This is a genomic window from Diaphorobacter ruginosibacter, from assembly GCF_014395975.1.
Classification (GTDB): domain Bacteria; phylum Pseudomonadota; class Gammaproteobacteria; order Burkholderiales; family Burkholderiaceae_C; genus Diaphorobacter_A; species Diaphorobacter_A ruginosibacter.
In genome coordinates this window covers 1489370-1504273 of sequence record NZ_CP060714.1, presented here as the reverse complement: position 1 = coordinate 1504273, position 14904 = coordinate 1489370, and the positions used below count along the sequence as shown (strand labels likewise).

Sequence of the window (14904 nt, the reverse complement as noted above, 5' to 3'; positions counted from 1 at the left end):
TACGGCTGTCACAGGTCCGCTTTCCACGGATCGGAATACCGGCCGCACCTCCAACATGGCTTCCAACAGGGCTTCACGCAGCCTCAGCCGAAGCCGCGCAGGTCGGCCCATTCCTCGAAGGGCGCACGGTCGGCGCGCAGCGTGTTGATCGGAGCCTCCGTGTCCTCGTAACCCAGCGCAACGCCGTAGGCCACGCGATAGGGTTGCGGCACCTGCAGCACCTGCTCCACCGTGTCGCGGAAGCGGCGCCAGTAGCCTTGCGGGCAGGTCGCCATGCCGCGCTCCGTCGCCAGCAGCATGAACGACTGCAGGTAGATACCCAGGTCGAGCCACTGCGCATAGCCCATGCGTTCGTCCACCTGCACGATCACGCCCACCGGGGCGCCGAAGAACAGGCCGTTCCTTGCCAGTTGCTCCAGGCGAGCGGCTTTGTTGTCGCGTGGAATGTCGATGGTCCTGTACAGGTCCTCACCGTTCTTGAAACGGCGCGAGCGGTAGGGATCCCACAGGCTCGGCGGATACGACATGTGCGGCACTTCGCTGTCGTCGGCGGGCTGCGCCGTGGCGACGGCGTCGGTCAGTTCCCGAAGCGGCTCCCCCGCCAGCGCCGTCACGCGCCAGGGCTGCAGGTTGCCGCCGGACGCGGACAGCGCCGCGTCGGCGATGAGCTTCTGGACATCCTCCGCGGAGGGTATACGGGACTGGAAGGCGCGCACCGAGCGGCGCTCCTTCATGGCCTGACTGACGTTCATGGACTGCTTCCTTATGCAATGGATACGGACACGCGCCGGAAAATAGCGGTGTCGCCTGATTTCTGTCGGCACCGAATTTCGTTGCATCCGCGCATTTGGGATGTCTCTATGGCGACAACTCCCACGCCTACCCATCGCCTGCCCTTGCTCCAGTGCAGAAGAGCCCAGGCCGACACATCAGGGTTCTATACGCCGCCAATGGCGTGCAGCATGGGGTGCGGACGAGTCAACGGCTTGCCGGCGCGGAGAAGGCCGGATTCGTCACGAAGGCGGTATCTGTCAGCGTCTTGAGAAAGGCGACGAGATCGGCCTTGTCGGTGGCATCGAGGCGGATCTGCGAGATACGTTCGTCCTTGTAGGGATTGAGCCTGCCGTCACCGGCATACAGGCCGTTGCCCACCTCCCGCCCGCCCGCGGCATAGAAATCGAGCACGGCCTCGAGCGTGCCTATGCTCCCGTCGTGCATGTAGGGTGCCGTGAGTTCGATGTTGCGCAGGCTCGCGGCGCGGAATCGGCCCATGTCCTGCGCCTGCCCCGTGATCTCGAACACGCCCCGATTCGGTTCGGGATACGCACCAGTGCCCCCGATGTTGAACAGGCCCGTGTTGTGGAACGACGGATCGGCCTGCAGGCTGGCGGCCGTGCTGAACTGGTCGTTGAAGTTCGGGCTGCCGTGGCATTGCGAGCACCTGGCCTGGTCACCGAAGAACAGTTTCATGCCGCGCGTCTCCTGCGCGGTCAGCGAGGCCTTGCCCGCCACAGATCGGTCGTAACGGCTGTCTGCGGAAACCAGGCTGCGCTCGAAAGCGGCAATGGCCTTGACGATGTTGTCCCAGTTCACCGGGTCGGCCTCGCCCGCAAACGCCGCCTTGAAGCGCTGCGCATAGCCGGCGTCCGACTGGAAGCGGGCGAGCACGCTGGCACGGTTGCCTTCGTTCACGCCCAGCTCGACAGGGTTGGTGCCGAAGATCGGCGTGAGCATCTGGTGTTCCAGCGTGCGCTCGTTCGGATTGGCCCAGGTGAGCGTCGTGTTCCACGCCACGTTCGCGAGGGGCTGCGCGTTGCGTGGGTGCACCTCCCCGGTCGAGCCGCGCGAGAGCGAGCGATTGTCGGTGAAGGCACTTTCCTGCGTGTGGCAGCTTGCGCACGATTGCGTGGCGTTGCCCGACAGGCGCACGTCATGGAACAGCGCGCGGCCCAACTCGACCTTGGCCACGCTCATCGGGTTGTCCTTGGGCACCGGCGGCGGAGTGAAGCCGGCTGGCAGGTTCCACTGCCATGCGACGCCCCCGGGCGGCGTCTCCCCGGAAGGGGCCTTGGACGCGGAAGATCCGCTGCCCCCGCCACAGGCCTGCAGCGCCAGGGCCGCGCACAGGAAGGCCAGCGGTCGGTGGAAGAGGCGGCCTTTTGTCTTGGGTTGTTCGTTTTCCGTCATGTGGGTCGATCAATCGTTATTCCAAAATATAATAGCGCTTTCATCCATCATTCACATTCGGGATTCGAGGAGACCATGAAATTCATTTCTGCCGCCCTGAGCGGCTCGCGCTGGACATCGGGATTACGCCGTGCGCTGTTGATCGGCATGGTGTCGACGGCGGTGACCCTGTCGGCCTGCGGAGGCGGCAGTGGCGACGACGTGGACCGCGGCCCGACCACGCTGTCCGTCGCAGCCGGCCTCAACGGCCTGTACTGGGACCGCACCGAGAATCGCCTGTTCCTGACCGACGACACCGCCAACAGCATCCGCATGTGGGACGGCGGAACACAGTTCTCGACCTATGCTGCCCTGCCCAAGGCCCCTGCCAGCGGCGCAACGCTCGGCCAGCTCACACGCACCTCCGACGGTACCCTCTACGTCACACGCTTCGGTTTCGGCACGGACGGCGCAGTGGTGGCGGTGCCCAGGACCGGCAACGCCTACAACCTGGGCGGCACCGACGCCCTGCGTCGTCGCATCGGCATCACCACCACGCCGGACGGCTCCCTGCTGGATGGCTGGTTCATCAAGGGCGGCTCGGGCGCAGTGAGCGAGCTCAGGACGAGCGGCACGTCGGCCAGCGAGCGCGAGTTGATCACGGGCCTGGGCAAGCCCGTCGGCCTCGCCGTGGTGGGCGATGCCATCTACGTGAGCGATCAGAACACGGGCAACGTGCTGTCGTTCTCTCTGGCCAAGGCCCGCGCCCAGGCACTGACGCTGGCCGATGGCAAGCAGATCGCGACATTCACCACGCTGGACGGCATCGACCTGATGACGGCCGCATCCGATGGCACGCTGTTCTTCGGCGGCTCGGGCGGCAAGCTGTTCCGCATCAGCCCCAAGGGAGAGACCAGCGTGGTCGCCAGCGGCTGGCCCAAGATCAAGGGCGTGGCCTATGACGAGAACCACCGCCGCCTGTTCGTCGCCGTGGCCGCGGCGGATGCCAACAGCCAGGCCAGCGTGCGCATCGTGCCGATCGACTGATCGCCACATGCGCTCCTGCGCTGCGGCACAGGTAAAAAAAGAGCGGGCCCGGAGCCCGCTCTTTTCATTTGCCTTCCTGACAGGGCCCGCCCCTTTACTTGCCCACGAGGTCGTTGAGCTTCTCGGCCGCGAAATTCTCGCGCTTGGCCGCGTCGCATGGCACGCAGTCGCCCACTTCCTTGGGCGCCGCCGTGCTCAATTTCTCGATGCTCTGCCACAGCAGCGCGATCTGGCGCTCCTGGGCGGCCGTGTGCTCGATGAGGCTGCGCATGGCCTGGGACAGCGGATCGTCCTGCTGCTGCTCGATGCCGTAGGCCGAGAACGGTGCCGGACTGGCCGGAGTCGCAGGCGCGGCGCCCGCACCAGGCCTTGGCGCCAGTGGCTCGGGCATGGGGGCATCGGTCACGTCCGCGCTCTGCCCGGCCTTGGACGGGATGATCCGCGCCGGAATGCCCACCGCGGTCGCACCGGCGGGCACGGGCTTGATGACCACCGCATTGCTGCCGATCTTCGCGCCGTCGCCCACCTCGAAGCCGCCGAGCACCTTGGCACCCGCACTCACCACTACGTCACGGCCCAGCGTCGGGTGGCGCTTCTCGCCCTTGTACAGCGACGTTCCGCCCAGCGTCACGCCCTGGTAGATCGTGCAGCCATCGCCGATCTCCGCCGTCTCGCCCACGACGACGCCCATCGCATGATCGAAGAAAACCCGGTTGCCGATCTTGGCGCCGGGATGGATCTCGATGCCCGTGAGCCAGCGCGAGAAGTTGGAAATGAAGCGACCAAGCCACTTGAAGCCATGGTTCCAACACCAGTGCCCTGGACGATGCAGCCAGATGGCATGCAGGCCGGGGTAGCACGTGATCACTTCCCAGGTGCTGCGGGCAGCCGGGTCGCGCTCAAGAATGCACTGGATATCGGATCGCAGGCGGTCGAACATGAAAAAGAATATCTTTGGAAGAAAAAGGAATTTGCAGTCTAGCGGTTTGTCTTCGCCGACTGGATCATCGCCTTGGCAACACCGCGGAGGATGTGGATTTCCTCCTGCGTCAGTTGCGCGCGGTTGAACATCTGGTTAAGGCGGGGCATGAGCTTCTTGGGCGCCGCCGGATCGAGAAAGCCGATGTCAGCAAGCGCCTGCTCCCAGTGCTGCAACATGCCGGCGACCTGCGCGGCATCCGCACGGTCGATGGGCGGCGTCGCCTCCTGCACGTCGAAGCCGCCAAGCGCCTGCCGCCAGTCATAGGCCACCACCTGGATGGCCGACGCCAGGTTGAGCGAACCGAATTTCGGATTGGTGGGAATCGACAACGCCACGTTGCAGCGGTAGACGTCCTCGTTGGACATGCCGAAGCGCTCGCAGCCAAACAGGAAGCCCACCCCGCTCTCGTTGGGGCCACCGGCGCTCGCGTCCGCCGCAGCACCTGCCGCCTCCACCGCGTCAAGCCGTCCGGTCATCAGCAGCTCGAAATGCTCACGTGGCGTGCGCGTTGGCGGACCGAAGTCCCGCGGCGTCATGGCGGTGGCACAGAGATGGCTCATGCCCTCAAGCGCTTCGTCGAGCGTTTCGACGATGCGGCATTTCTCCAGCACGTCGAGCGCTCCACTCGCGCGCTGGATGGTCTCCTCCTTGCGCAGCACATTGGGCCAGCGTGGAGCCACCAGTACCATGTCGTCGAAACCCATCGTCTTGAGCGCGCGCGCTGCCGCGCCTACATTGCCTGCGTGGCTGGTGTTGATCAGGATGAAACGGGTCTTCATGGCATTCGCTCGGGCGTTTTGGGGCATTCCTTCGGGCGCTCTTTCCAACATTCATTCAAAAAGCCGGAGCAAGCGGTCCGCAATGCGGAACCCTCCATTGTCGCCGCTTTACCGCATCGCAGCAAAACCGGCCCACGCCAGGTTCCCTCATGCTCCCCCTACCTCCGCAGGCCGCCTCGAAGCGACAGCCAATAACCAAGCTCGCGGCGTGCCCACTTGCCCCTCCCCTTGCACATCCTCGGCCGACCCGCTGTAGAATGGCTCCTTTCGCGCGTCCGCATCGCCGGGCGCTACACGGCCGCAACAGGCCGGACCGCTCCTCATCACAATCCATGTCGTCCTCCAACCTGCACCCCATGCTTAACGTGGCCATCAAGGCTGCGCGCGCCGCTGGCGCCATCATCAACCGAGCCGCCCTCGACGTCGAGGCAGTGCGTGTATCGCAGAAGCAGCTCAATGATTTTGTGACCGAGGTCGACGTGGCGAGCGAGCGCGCCATCATCGAAACCCTTCTCACCGCCTACCCTCAGCACGGCATCCTGGCCGAGGAATCGGGCAATGAGTATGGCTCCAAGACTTCCGAGTTCGTCTGGATCATCGATCCGCTCGACGGCACCACCAACTTCATCCATGGTTTCCCGGTCTACTGCGTGAGCATCGCCCTTGCCGTGCGCGGCAAGATCGAGCAGGCCGTGGTCTACGATCCCACGCGCAACGACCTGTTCACCGCCACCAAGGGCCGCGGAGCGTTCCTCAACGAGCGCCGCATCCGCGTGAGCAAGCGCACCCGCATGCCGGAATGCCTGATCTCCACCGGCTTCCCCTTCCGTCCGGGCGACAACTTCCAGAACTACCTGAGCCTGATGGGCGACGTGATGCAGCGCTGTGCAGGCCTGCGCCGCCCCGGCGCCGCCGCACTGGATCTGGCCTACGTGGCTGCGGGCTACACCGACGCGTTCTTCGAGACCGGCCTGTCGATCTGGGACGTGGCTGCAGGCTCGCTGCTGGTGACCGAGGCCGGCGGCCTGGTCGGCAACTTCACGGGCGAAGCCGACTTCCTCGAGCAGCGCGAGTGCCTCGCCGGCAACCCGCGCATCTATGGCCAGATGGTCTCCATCATCAGCAAGTACAGCAAGTTCGCACCCGCCGGCGAGAAGGCTGCGCTGCGCCAGGCCGGCATCGATGCCGACAATGCCGACGCACCGGTGGAAGATGCCGACGCGCAGGCACCGGAAGGCTCTGCAGAAGGCCAGGACAGCAAGGACTGAGCAATCGACCATCGACCATGCTGGCTCCTGCTCCTGTGCCAGAGCCAGCGAAATAAACAAAAGCAGTTCGGCAACGGGCTGCTTTTTTTTGTTGCCGAGGTCTTTTTTAGGACAGAGGCCGGGAGTGCCCCCGGCCTCCGACCTAAAACATAGTAAGCAGAAGTCGAACCAGCCACCCCCATCGCAGACCACATAACCAGAATACGCCAACTGCCAAACGCCCTTTTGCGGTTTCCGTGGAATACGGGAATCCAGACACCTTGCAAACGCTTTTCGAGCCAACCATTCCCTAGAATGCTGCTCGCACATTCCATTCAACACCAGGAGACAACAGCATGCACAATGGCCCATGGCGCGCAATCCAAACCATCGCCCCGCTCGCCGCATTCACCCTGATCGGCCTGGGAGCGGCCCTGCCGGCCCACGCCAGCGAGGTGCGCGCAGTCGAGTTCAACAGCCCGTCGCTTGGTCGCAACCTCAGCTACAACGTCTACCTTCCCACGGGCTACGAGGCCAACCAGAACACCCGCTATCCGGTGATGTACCTGCTGCACGGCAATGCAGGCAACCGCAATGACTGGGTCGTCAAGGGCAAGATGCAGGGCACCGTCGACAGGCTGGTGGCGCAGGGTGACATTCCGCCCGCCATCTACGTCATGCCGGATGCCAACACCAACTGGTATGTGGACCTGAAGGAGAAGATGGAAAGTGCCTTCTTCAACGACCTGATGCCGCATGTCGAGAAGACCTACCGCACCATCAACACGCGCGACGGCCGCGTCATCGGCGGGCTGTCGATGGGGGGCTATGGCGCGCTGCGCTACGTGCTCAAGTACCCGGAGAAGTTCCAGGCCGCGGCCCTGCTCTCGCCCGCCATCTACAGTCCCGAGCCCCCGACGGATTCATCCGCCCGCTCCGTCAAGGTGTTTGCCGAGCCGAACACGGACGGTGCCTACAGCAAGGCGGTCTGGACCCAGTACAACTACCCGCCGCTGATGGATGCCTTCCTCAAGAAGGGCGTGCAGGTTCCCATGTACATCAACTCGGGTGACGACGACGAATTCATGATCGAAGCGGAGGCGACCAACCTCTACTCCCAGCTGCGCCGCGCCAAGCAGCCCGCCGAGCTTCGCATCGTGAACGGCAAGCACGAGTGGATGGTGTGGGAGAGCACGCTGGGCGACAGCCTCAAGTACGTTTTCAGCACGGTGAGCCGCCCGCAGCTGCAGGGCAAGTGACGCGCCTCAGCGCTCAGGCTGCCTGCGCCCCAGCTTGCGATAGACCGTCGCGCGGCTGATGCCCAGGGCCCGTGCAGCCTGGGCCACGTTGCCGCGCGCATTGGCCACGGCCTGGTGCACGAGCGTCAGCTCCAGGTCCTTGAGCGGCAGCGCGACCTGGGGCGCATCCAATGCCGGGTCGGCATGCGCCACCGCGTCAGGCGAGGGATCCTCCCCCGCCCACTGCGCGCGCTTTTGTTCACGTATCTGTGCACGTATTTGTACGCGCAACCCGGACCACAGAGGTATCTCCACGCTCGCATCGGCATGCGTGCTGCGGCGCGCCGCATCGAACAGCACATGCACCGGTGCGGCGAACAGTTCCTCGACATGCAATGCCCCGGCCGCGTGCGCCAGCCCGGAGACAATCTGGCGCGCCACCTGGTTGGCGCCCGTCACCCAGCCCTCTGCGTCGAGCGCCAGCAAACCATCACCATCGCCTCCGTCCCACTGCCCGGGCCAGTTCAGGCGCAGCAGCAAACGGTGCGGCACTCCAGCGACCAGCGCGTTTTCAATATGTCGCGCGGCGCGCGCAACCAGATGTCGCAGCTCCGGGCGCTCCACCGCATCGACGCCCGTGAGGTCCAGCATGCCCGTGCATCGACCGTTCGCGTCGAACACCGGCGCACCCGCGCAGCTGTACACCGAGGTGTCGTGAAAGAAGTGCTCCCCACGATGCAGCCAGACAGGATGGCGTTCGGAGAGCGCGGCGCTGATGGCCGAGGTGCCGATACTGCGCTCGGACAGGTCCACCCCCACGCGCGCAATGCTGTGCACCCTTGCATCCGAATGGTCGATGGCTCCAGCCGTGTCCACCACCACACCGTCGGCGTCCGTGAGAATCGCAAAATACCGGGTGCTGGCCGTTGCACGGCCCAGGCCCTGCAGCACGGGCCGCGCGGCCTCGACGAGCGGGCGATGCACCTCGCGTACCCGGCGCATCTGCTGCGCAGAAACCAGGTCGAAGCCGACATGCTGCTCCGGCCGCAGGCCCTGTGCCATGCAGCGCCTCCATGAGCGCTCGATCCAGTCGAAATCCGACCCCATGCCCAGCGGATAGGACTCGCCCGTCCCCACGGCATCGCCGTCGGCAAGAACCGACTGGCGTGCACGGCTGATCTGGGCAAGACGCTGTGCGGCAAGGGAATCGTGCTGGCTGTGCATGGAATGTGGCTTGCAACGACAAATTGAAACAACGCATTCAACACCGGCACATCGGAAGTGCACGGTCGCGAAGTGTTCCATTTTGAGAATATTCGATGTCCGTCCGCCCGCCTTCAGGGTTTTGCCTGATCCGGGCGCATTCCGGGCTCATCACGATAGGCGCTGTGATCCACCCGTCGAATTCCAGGGCCCACCCACTGACAGCAGAGGCCACGCACACAGGAGACAAACCCGATGAAAGTGCAATTCACGGTCAACGGCCAAGCCGCGAGCGTTGACGTTCCATCCAACACCCTGCTCGTCCAGGCGATCCGCGAGCATCTCAACCTCACCGGCACGCACGTGGGCTGCGACACCGCGCAATGCGGCGCCTGCACGGTGCACGTGAACGGCCGGGCAATCAAGTCGTGCAACACGCTCGCGGTGATGCACGACGGGGCGAACATCACCACCATCGAAGGCATGGCCGCCGCCGACGGCACCATGCACCCGATGCAGGATGCCTTCCGGCAGTGTCACGGGCTGCAATGCGGCTTCTGCACGCCGGGCATGGTGATGAGCGCGGTCGACATCTGCAGGAACCATCCCGATGCGGGCGAGGCCGAGATCCGCGAGTTGCTCGAGGGCAACCTGTGCCGGTGCACGGGCTACCAGAACATCGTCAAGGCCGTTGTCCAAGGCAAGGCGGCCATGGCCGCCGGCTCCTGAGACTGTCCATACCTGAAGGAGAAGACTCATGGGGGCTACCGACATTTCCAAGCTGCCGCACATCGGCGAGGCCGTGCTCCGCAAGGAGGACTACCGGTTCCTGACGGGCGCAGGCCAATATACCGATGACATCACCATGGCGCGCCAGGCGCATGCCGTGTTCGTGCGCTCGCCGCATGCGCACGCCGCCATCAGGAACGTGGACGTGAGCGCAGCCAAGGCCATGCCCGGCGTGATCGGCGTGTTTTCCGGCAAGGACATCGAAGGCAAGATGGGCGGCCTGCCGTGCGGCTGGCTCATCACCAGCAGCAACGGCGAACCGATGAAGGAGCCGCCGCATCCCATTCTGGCGATCGGCAAGGCACGCTACGTGGGCGACCACGTGGCGATGGTCGTTGCAGAGACACTCCAGCAGGCGCGCGATGCGGCCGAGGCGGTGCAGGTCGACTATGACGTGCTCGATGCCGTCGTCAACGTCACCGATGCGAAGAAAGGCCCTGCCCTGCACGACGTGGCGCCCGACAACCGCTGCTACCACTGGGAGCTGGGCGATGCAGGCGCGGTCGATGCCGCCTTCAAGAACGCAGCGCACGTCACGAAGCTCGACCTGGTGAACAACCGGCTGGTTCCGAATGCGATGGAACCACGCTCGGCCATCGGTTCGTACAACCGCGCCAACGACGAATACACGCTCTACGTGGCCAACCAGAACCCGCATGTGGAGCGTCTGCTGCTGACCGCATTCGTGCTCAGCCTTCCCGAGAGCAAGGTGCGCGTGATCGCCCCCGACGTGGGCGGTGGATTCGGCTCCAAGATCTACCTGTATGCCGAGGACGTGGCGCTGACCTGGGCCGCCAGGCAGCTCAACCGCAACATCAAGTGGACAGCCGACCGCAGCGAGGCCTTCCTGTCGGATGCGCACGGCCGCGACCATGTGAGCCATGCCGAGATGGCGATGGACAAGGACGGCAAGTTCCTGGCGATGCGCGTGCACACCGATGCGAACCTGGGGGCCTACCTCTCGACGTTCTCCACCGCCATCCCGACGATTCTCTATGCCACGCTGCTGGCGGGCCAGTACACCTGCCCGCAGATCCACATCGCCGTCGATGCATGGTTCACCAACACCGCGCCGGTCGATGCCTATCGTGGTGCGGGCCGCCCCGAGGCCACCTATCTTCTGGAGCGCCTCGTGAGCCGCTGCGGCTGGGAACTAGGCCTGCCGCAGGCCGAGATCCGGCGCCGCAACTTCATCACGCAGTTCCCCTACCAGACGCCGGTTGCCCTGCAGTACGACGTGGGCGACTACAACGCCTGCATGGACAAGGCAGAGAAGCTCGCCGACGTGGCAGGCTTCGATGCACGCCGCAAGGCCAGCGAGGCCAGGGGGCTGAAGCGCGGCATCGGCTATTCGAGCTATATCGAGGCCTGCGGCCTGGCCCCCTCGAACATCGCCGGAGCGCTCGGCGCACGGGCCGGCCTGTTCGAATGCGGCGAGGTGCGCGTGCACCCCACCGGCAGCGTGACGGTGTTCACCGGATCGCACAGCCACGGCCAGGGCCATGAGACCACGTTCGCTCAGGTGGTGGCGGGACGCCTCGGCATTCCCGTCGAGAACGTGGAGGTGGTGCACGGCGACACCGGACGCGTACCCTTCGGCATGGGAACCTACGGATCGCGCTCCATCAGCGTGGGCGGTGCGGCCATCATGAAGGCGCTCGACAAGATCGAGGCCAAGGCAAAGAAGATCGCAGCGCACCTCATGGAGGCGAGCGATGCCGACATCGACTTCACGGGGGGAGAGTTCGTGGTGAAGGGGACCGACAAGAAGATCCCCTTCGCCCAGATCGCACTCACGGCCTACGTGCCGCACAACTACCCGCTCGCCACGCTGGAGCCGGGGCTGAACGAGACTGCGTTCTACGACCCGACCAACTTCACCTACCCCGCAGGCACGTACATCTGCGAGGTGGAGGTCGATCCGCAGACGGGCGTGGTGCGCGTGGATCGCTTCAGCGCCGTCGATGATTTCGGCACCATCATCAACCCGATGATCGTCGAGGGTCAGGTGCACGGGGGCATCGTGCAGGGCATCGGCCAGGCACTGATGGAGAACTGCGTATATGACCGCGAGACGGGCCAGCTCATCACGGGCAGCTTCATGGACTACACCATGCCGCGCGCCGACGACTTCCCCGAGTTCAAGCTCGACACCGTCTGCACGCCCTGCACGCACAACCCGCTGGGCACCAAGGGCTGCGGCGAGGCTGGCGCCATCGGTTCGCCACCGGCCGTCATCAATGCCGTGCTCGATGCCCTTCACCCGCTGGGCGTGAACGACTTCGACATGCCCGCATCGCCATCGCGCGTGTGGGAAGCCATCCAAGCTGCCAAGGCCTGAGGAGTCCCGTCATGTACACATTCGACTACCAACGCCCCGCCACGCTCGCCGCCGCGGCCCAGATGGCGGGCTCGGGAGCCAGGCTGCTGGCCGGCGGGCAGACGCTGCTCGCATCGATGAAGCTGCGCCTTTCCAGCCCCGAGACCCTGGCCGACCTGGGCGCCATCAGGGAACTTGCAGGCATCCGGCGCGACGGCAACCACATCGTGATCGGCGCAATGACACGCCATGCCGACGTGGCCTCGAGCAAGGACGTGCAGGACGCCATCCCCGCCCTGGCCGACCTGGCTGCGCACATCGGCGACCGCCAGGTACGCGCCATGGGCACGATGGGCGGCTCGGTGGCCAACAACGATCCTTCCGCATGCTATCCCAGCGCCGTGCTCGGCCTCGGCGCAACGGTCGTCACCACGCGGCGCGAGATCGCGGCGGATGACTTCTTTCTGGGCATGTTCTCGACGGCGCTCGAGGATGGCGAGGTGATCACCGCCATCCGCTTTCCCATCGCACGGCGCGCGGCCTACATGAAGTTCAAGCAACCCGCATCGCGCTTTGCATTGATCGGCGTGTTCGTCGCGCAGACCGATGACGGTGTGCGCGTCGCGGTCACGGGCGGCGGCAATGGGGTGTTCCGCCACCAGGGGCTCGAGGCGGCGCTGCAGCAGAGCTTCACCCCCGAAGCGGCGGCTGGCGTACCGATCGATGCGGCAGAGCTCTCCAGCGACCTGCATGGCTCCGCCGCCTACCGCGCCAACCTGATCAGCGTGCAGACGCAGCGCGCGGTCGCCAGGGCGCTGGGACACTGAGCTTCGATAACGACACAGCGTTCGCCATGAGTTCCGGCATCACGACATCTTCCTCCCTTGAATCCATCGATGGCGTGATGCAGGCTCTGGCGGGGGCCGGCTACTTCGCCGACCGGCCGCTGGCCACGGCGGTATTCCTGTCCCTGCGCCTGCAGCGCCCGCTGCTGCTGGAAGGCGAGCCCGGCGTGGGCAAGACCGAGCTGGCCAAGGCGCTATCGAGGGTGCTGCAGCGCGATCTCATCCGGCTGCAGTGCTACGACGGCATGGAACTGCGCGATGCGCTCTACGAATGGAACTACTCCGCGCAGATGCTGCACATGCGCGCCGCCGAGCATGTCCATGCGGGCAGCGAGGGCGTGCAGGAGCTCGAGCGCGAGATCTACCAGCAGCGTTACCTGATCAAGCGCCCGCTGCTGCAGGCGCTGCAGGCTCCCCTGCCCGGCGCCGTGCTGCTGATCGATGAAGTCGATCGCGCGGACGAGCCGTTCGAGGCCTTTTTACTCGAGTATCTGGGCGAGTACCAGGTCAGCATTCCCGAACTGGGGACGATCCGCGCCGCAAGCACGCCCGTCACCATCCTGACGAGCAATCGCACGCGCGATCTCAACGACGCGGTCAAGCGCCGCTGCCTCTACCACTGGCTCGACCATCCCGGCCGCGAGCGCGAGCTGGAGATCCTGCGCACGCTGGTTCCGCAAGCAGGTGCAGCACTGACGGAACAGGTGGCCCAGTTCGTGAACCGGCTGCGCAGCCAGCCCTTCGCCGGCGCGTTCCAGCGCACACCGGCCATCGCGGAAAGCGTGGAATGGGCCAGGGCACTGGTGGCGCTCGACACGCTGGACCTCGACCCCGAGGTGGTCACCAGCACCGCGGGCATCCTGTTCAAGCAGCGCGACGACGTGGCCGCGCTCACGCAGGATCTGGCCAGGGAGCTGCTCGCCCCCGCGCAGGCACCATCATGAACACCCCGAGGTCCTCGCTTGGCGACGCACGCAGCGGCAAGCTGCCCGAGCAGATCCTGGCGCTCGCGCGTGCGCTGCGCCGGGCAGGCGTGCCGCTGGACAGCTCGCGCATCGCCCTCGCGTGCGAGGCGGCGCGGCTGGTCGGCCTGGCACGCCGGGATGACCTGCGCTGCGCGCTGCAGGCATCGCTGGTGAGCCGCGAGCAGGATCGCGCCGTGTTTGCCGAGCTGTTCGACGCCATGTTCCGCAACCCCGACATCGCGAACAAGCTGCTCGCACAGATGCTGCCCCGCACCGAGACACGGCCCACCCCGCCCCAACGCAAGCCGCGCACCAGCGAGGCGCTGTCGCCACCGCGCGAAAGCGACAAGGGCCGCACGCCGCAGTCCGCAAAGGAAGACCTGCTCGACCTCGACGCGGCGATGACCGCGAGCGAGCGCCAGCGACTGCACCATGCCGACTTCAACGCCCTGAGCGCGAGCGAGTTCCGGCTGGTCGAGCGCCTGGCGCGCGAGATCGCCCTGCCCATTCCGGAATACGCCACGCGCCGCATGCAGCCCGGCTCGCGTGGGGAGCGGCCGCATTGGCCCGGCATGCTGCGCGAGGCCGCCCGGCACTCGGGTGAGCCACTGCGCATCCCCAGGCTGCGGCGAACGCGTCAAGCGCTGCCGCTGCTCGTCCTGGTCGATGTCTCCGGCTCGATGGAGCGCTATGCGCGCCTGCTGCTCGCCTTCCTGCATTCGGCGACCCGTGGCGGCGCAGGCACCCAGGGCCGCCGTCCCAGGCGCCACCTCCGGCGCGACGTGTTCGCCTTCGGCACCCGGCTCACCGACCTGACCCCGGCCTTCGCCCTGCGCGATCCCGACGACATGCTGGAAGCCTGCAATGCCGCCATCGACGATTTTGCGGGAGGCACACGGCTGGGAGAGTCGCTTGCCACCCTGCGTCGCGAGCACGCGCGCAGGCTGACCGGGCAGCGCACCCTGGTGCTGATGATCAGCGACGGACTCGATACCGGCGAGCCCGGGCTGCTGGCCAACGAGCTTGACTGGCTCTGCCGCAACAGCCGCGCGCTTCTCTGGCTCAACCCGCTGCTTCGCTTTGACGGCTATGCACCACTTGCGCGTGGCGCCGCCCAGTTGCACTCGCATGCGGACGGCATGCTGGCAGTGCACAACCTGCAGAGCCTGGACGAGCTGGCCGCTCGCATCGCGCAGTTGCTGGCCGGGGCGCCTTCACGCTCCAATTCCGGCTCCAGCCCTCGCCCACGGCCACATCCCCAGCAGGTCGGGCGTTTCCAGGACACCTGAACCAGCCGACACCACAGACACAACAGACCGAAGG

General features: G+C 65.8%; 13 protein-coding genes. 8 read left to right on the top strand and 5 right to left on the bottom strand.

Features of this window, described 5'->3' with window-relative positions:
* Positions 1-83: 83 nt before the first annotated feature.
* Together H9K76_RS06845 and H9K76_RS06840 are read right to left on the bottom strand one after the other, a co-directional pair.
* Positions 84-752, bottom strand: coding sequence for a nitroreductase (locus H9K76_RS06845; protein ID WP_187599032.1), 669 nt, complete (start codon positions 750-752; stop codon positions 84-86).
* 226 nt (positions 753-978) lie between these two features.
* On the bottom strand, positions 979-2187 hold the full coding sequence (locus H9K76_RS06840; RefSeq protein WP_187599030.1) for a methanobactin export MATE transporter MbnM: 1209 nt from the start codon (positions 2185-2187) through the stop codon (positions 979-981).
* A gap of 75 nt (positions 2188-2262) precedes the next feature.
* Here H9K76_RS06840 and H9K76_RS06835 point away from each other — a divergent pair, with 75 nt between their 5' ends.
* Complete coding sequence (locus tag H9K76_RS06835) at positions 2263-3213, top strand: NHL repeat-containing protein (protein ID WP_187599028.1); 951 nt, start codon at positions 2263-2265, stop codon at positions 3211-3213.
* 94 nt (positions 3214-3307) lie between these two features.
* On the opposite strand, the gene cysE is transcribed toward H9K76_RS06835, so the two are convergent.
* Together cysE and H9K76_RS06825 are read right to left on the bottom strand one after the other, a co-directional pair.
* Positions 3308-4153, bottom strand: coding sequence for a serine O-acetyltransferase (cysE, locus tag H9K76_RS06830; protein WP_187599026.1), 846 nt, complete (start codon positions 4151-4153; stop codon positions 3308-3310).
* Between the two features lie 38 nt (positions 4154-4191).
* Complete coding sequence (locus H9K76_RS06825) at positions 4192-4974, bottom strand: RNA methyltransferase (protein WP_187599024.1); 783 nt, start codon at positions 4972-4974, stop codon at positions 4192-4194.
* A 332-nt stretch (positions 4975-5306) separates the two neighbouring features.
* Between H9K76_RS06825 and H9K76_RS06820 the strand changes: the two genes are divergently transcribed.
* Together H9K76_RS06820 and H9K76_RS06815 are read left to right on the top strand one after the other, a co-directional pair.
* Positions 5307-6242, top strand: coding sequence for an inositol monophosphatase family protein (locus H9K76_RS06820; RefSeq protein ID WP_281394165.1), 936 nt, complete (start codon positions 5307-5309; stop codon positions 6240-6242).
* Between the two features lie 335 nt (positions 6243-6577).
* Positions 6578-7480: an alpha/beta hydrolase gene (locus tag H9K76_RS06815; protein WP_187599022.1), complete on the top strand. Its 903-nt coding sequence runs from the start codon at positions 6578-6580 to the stop codon at positions 7478-7480.
* 6 nt (positions 7481-7486) lie between these two features.
* Here H9K76_RS06815 and H9K76_RS06810 read toward each other — a convergent pair whose 3' ends face one another.
* Positions 7487-8683, bottom strand: a complete 1197-nt coding sequence (locus H9K76_RS06810; protein WP_187599020.1) for a GAF domain-containing protein — start codon at positions 8681-8683, stop codon at positions 7487-7489.
* Positions 8684-8917: 234 nt separating this feature from the next.
* Here H9K76_RS06810 and H9K76_RS06805 point away from each other — a divergent pair, with 234 nt between their 5' ends.
* The 5 genes from H9K76_RS06805 to H9K76_RS06785 are packed head-to-tail and all read left to right on the top strand — an operon-like array spanning position 8918 to position 14870.
* Positions 8918-9391, top strand: a complete 474-nt coding sequence (locus H9K76_RS06805; RefSeq protein ID WP_187599018.1) for a (2Fe-2S)-binding protein — start codon at positions 8918-8920, stop codon at positions 9389-9391.
* A 28-nt stretch (positions 9392-9419) separates the two neighbouring features.
* The gene (locus H9K76_RS06800) at positions 9420-11792 is read left to right on the top strand and encodes a xanthine dehydrogenase family protein molybdopterin-binding subunit (RefSeq protein ID WP_187599016.1); all 2373 of its coding nucleotides are present in this window, start codon (positions 9420-9422) and stop codon (positions 11790-11792) included.
* A gap of 11 nt (positions 11793-11803) precedes the next feature.
* The gene (locus H9K76_RS06795; protein ID WP_187599014.1) at positions 11804-12598 is read left to right on the top strand and encodes an FAD binding domain-containing protein; all 795 of its coding nucleotides are present in this window, start codon (positions 11804-11806) and stop codon (positions 12596-12598) included.
* 26 nt (positions 12599-12624) lie between these two features.
* On the top strand, positions 12625-13560 hold the full coding sequence (locus H9K76_RS06790; RefSeq protein WP_187599012.1) for an AAA family ATPase: 936 nt from the start codon (positions 12625-12627) through the stop codon (positions 13558-13560).
* Positions 13557-14870, top strand: coding sequence for a vWA domain-containing protein (locus H9K76_RS06785; protein ID WP_187599010.1), 1314 nt, complete (start codon positions 13557-13559; stop codon positions 14868-14870). The genes H9K76_RS06790 and H9K76_RS06785 overlap by 4 nt, the downstream gene beginning before the upstream one ends.
* Positions 14871-14904 lie beyond the last annotated feature (34 nt).

What these genes read in the sequence shown, in the direction of transcription:
- H9K76_RS06825 (WP_187599024.1), bottom strand. Translation starts at nt 4,974, where the DNA reads ATGAAGACCCGTTTCATCCTGATCAACACCAGCCACGCAGGCAATGTA.
- H9K76_RS06840 (WP_187599030.1), bottom strand. Translation starts at nt 2,187, where the DNA reads ATGACGGAAAACGAACAACCCAAGACAAAAGGCCGCCTCTTCCACCGA.
- H9K76_RS06785 (WP_187599010.1), top strand. Translation starts at nt 13,557, where the DNA reads ATGAACACCCCGAGGTCCTCGCTTGGCGACGCACGCAGCGGCAAGCTG.
- H9K76_RS06790 (WP_187599012.1), top strand. Translation starts at nt 12,625, where the DNA reads ATGAGTTCCGGCATCACGACATCTTCCTCCCTTGAATCCATCGATGGC.
- H9K76_RS06800 (WP_187599016.1), top strand. Translation starts at nt 9,420, where the DNA reads ATGGGGGCTACCGACATTTCCAAGCTGCCGCACATCGGCGAGGCCGTG.
- H9K76_RS06835 (WP_187599028.1), top strand. Translation starts at nt 2,263, where the DNA reads ATGAAATTCATTTCTGCCGCCCTGAGCGGCTCGCGCTGGACATCGGGA.
- H9K76_RS06820 (WP_281394165.1), top strand. Translation starts at nt 5,307, where the DNA reads ATGTCGTCCTCCAACCTGCACCCCATGCTTAACGTGGCCATCAAGGCT.
- cysE (WP_187599026.1), bottom strand. Translation starts at nt 4,153, where the DNA reads ATGTTCGACCGCCTGCGATCCGATATCCAGTGCATTCTTGAGCGCGAC.
- H9K76_RS06810 (WP_187599020.1), bottom strand. Translation starts at nt 8,683, where the DNA reads ATGCACAGCCAGCACGATTCCCTTGCCGCACAGCGTCTTGCCCAGATC.
- H9K76_RS06795 (WP_187599014.1), top strand. Translation starts at nt 11,804, where the DNA reads ATGTACACATTCGACTACCAACGCCCCGCCACGCTCGCCGCCGCGGCC.
- H9K76_RS06805 (WP_187599018.1), top strand. Translation starts at nt 8,918, where the DNA reads ATGAAAGTGCAATTCACGGTCAACGGCCAAGCCGCGAGCGTTGACGTT.
- H9K76_RS06845 (WP_187599032.1), bottom strand. Translation starts at nt 752, where the DNA reads ATGAACGTCAGTCAGGCCATGAAGGAGCGCCGCTCGGTGCGCGCCTTC.
- H9K76_RS06815 (WP_187599022.1), top strand. Translation starts at nt 6,578, where the DNA reads ATGCACAATGGCCCATGGCGCGCAATCCAAACCATCGCCCCGCTCGCC.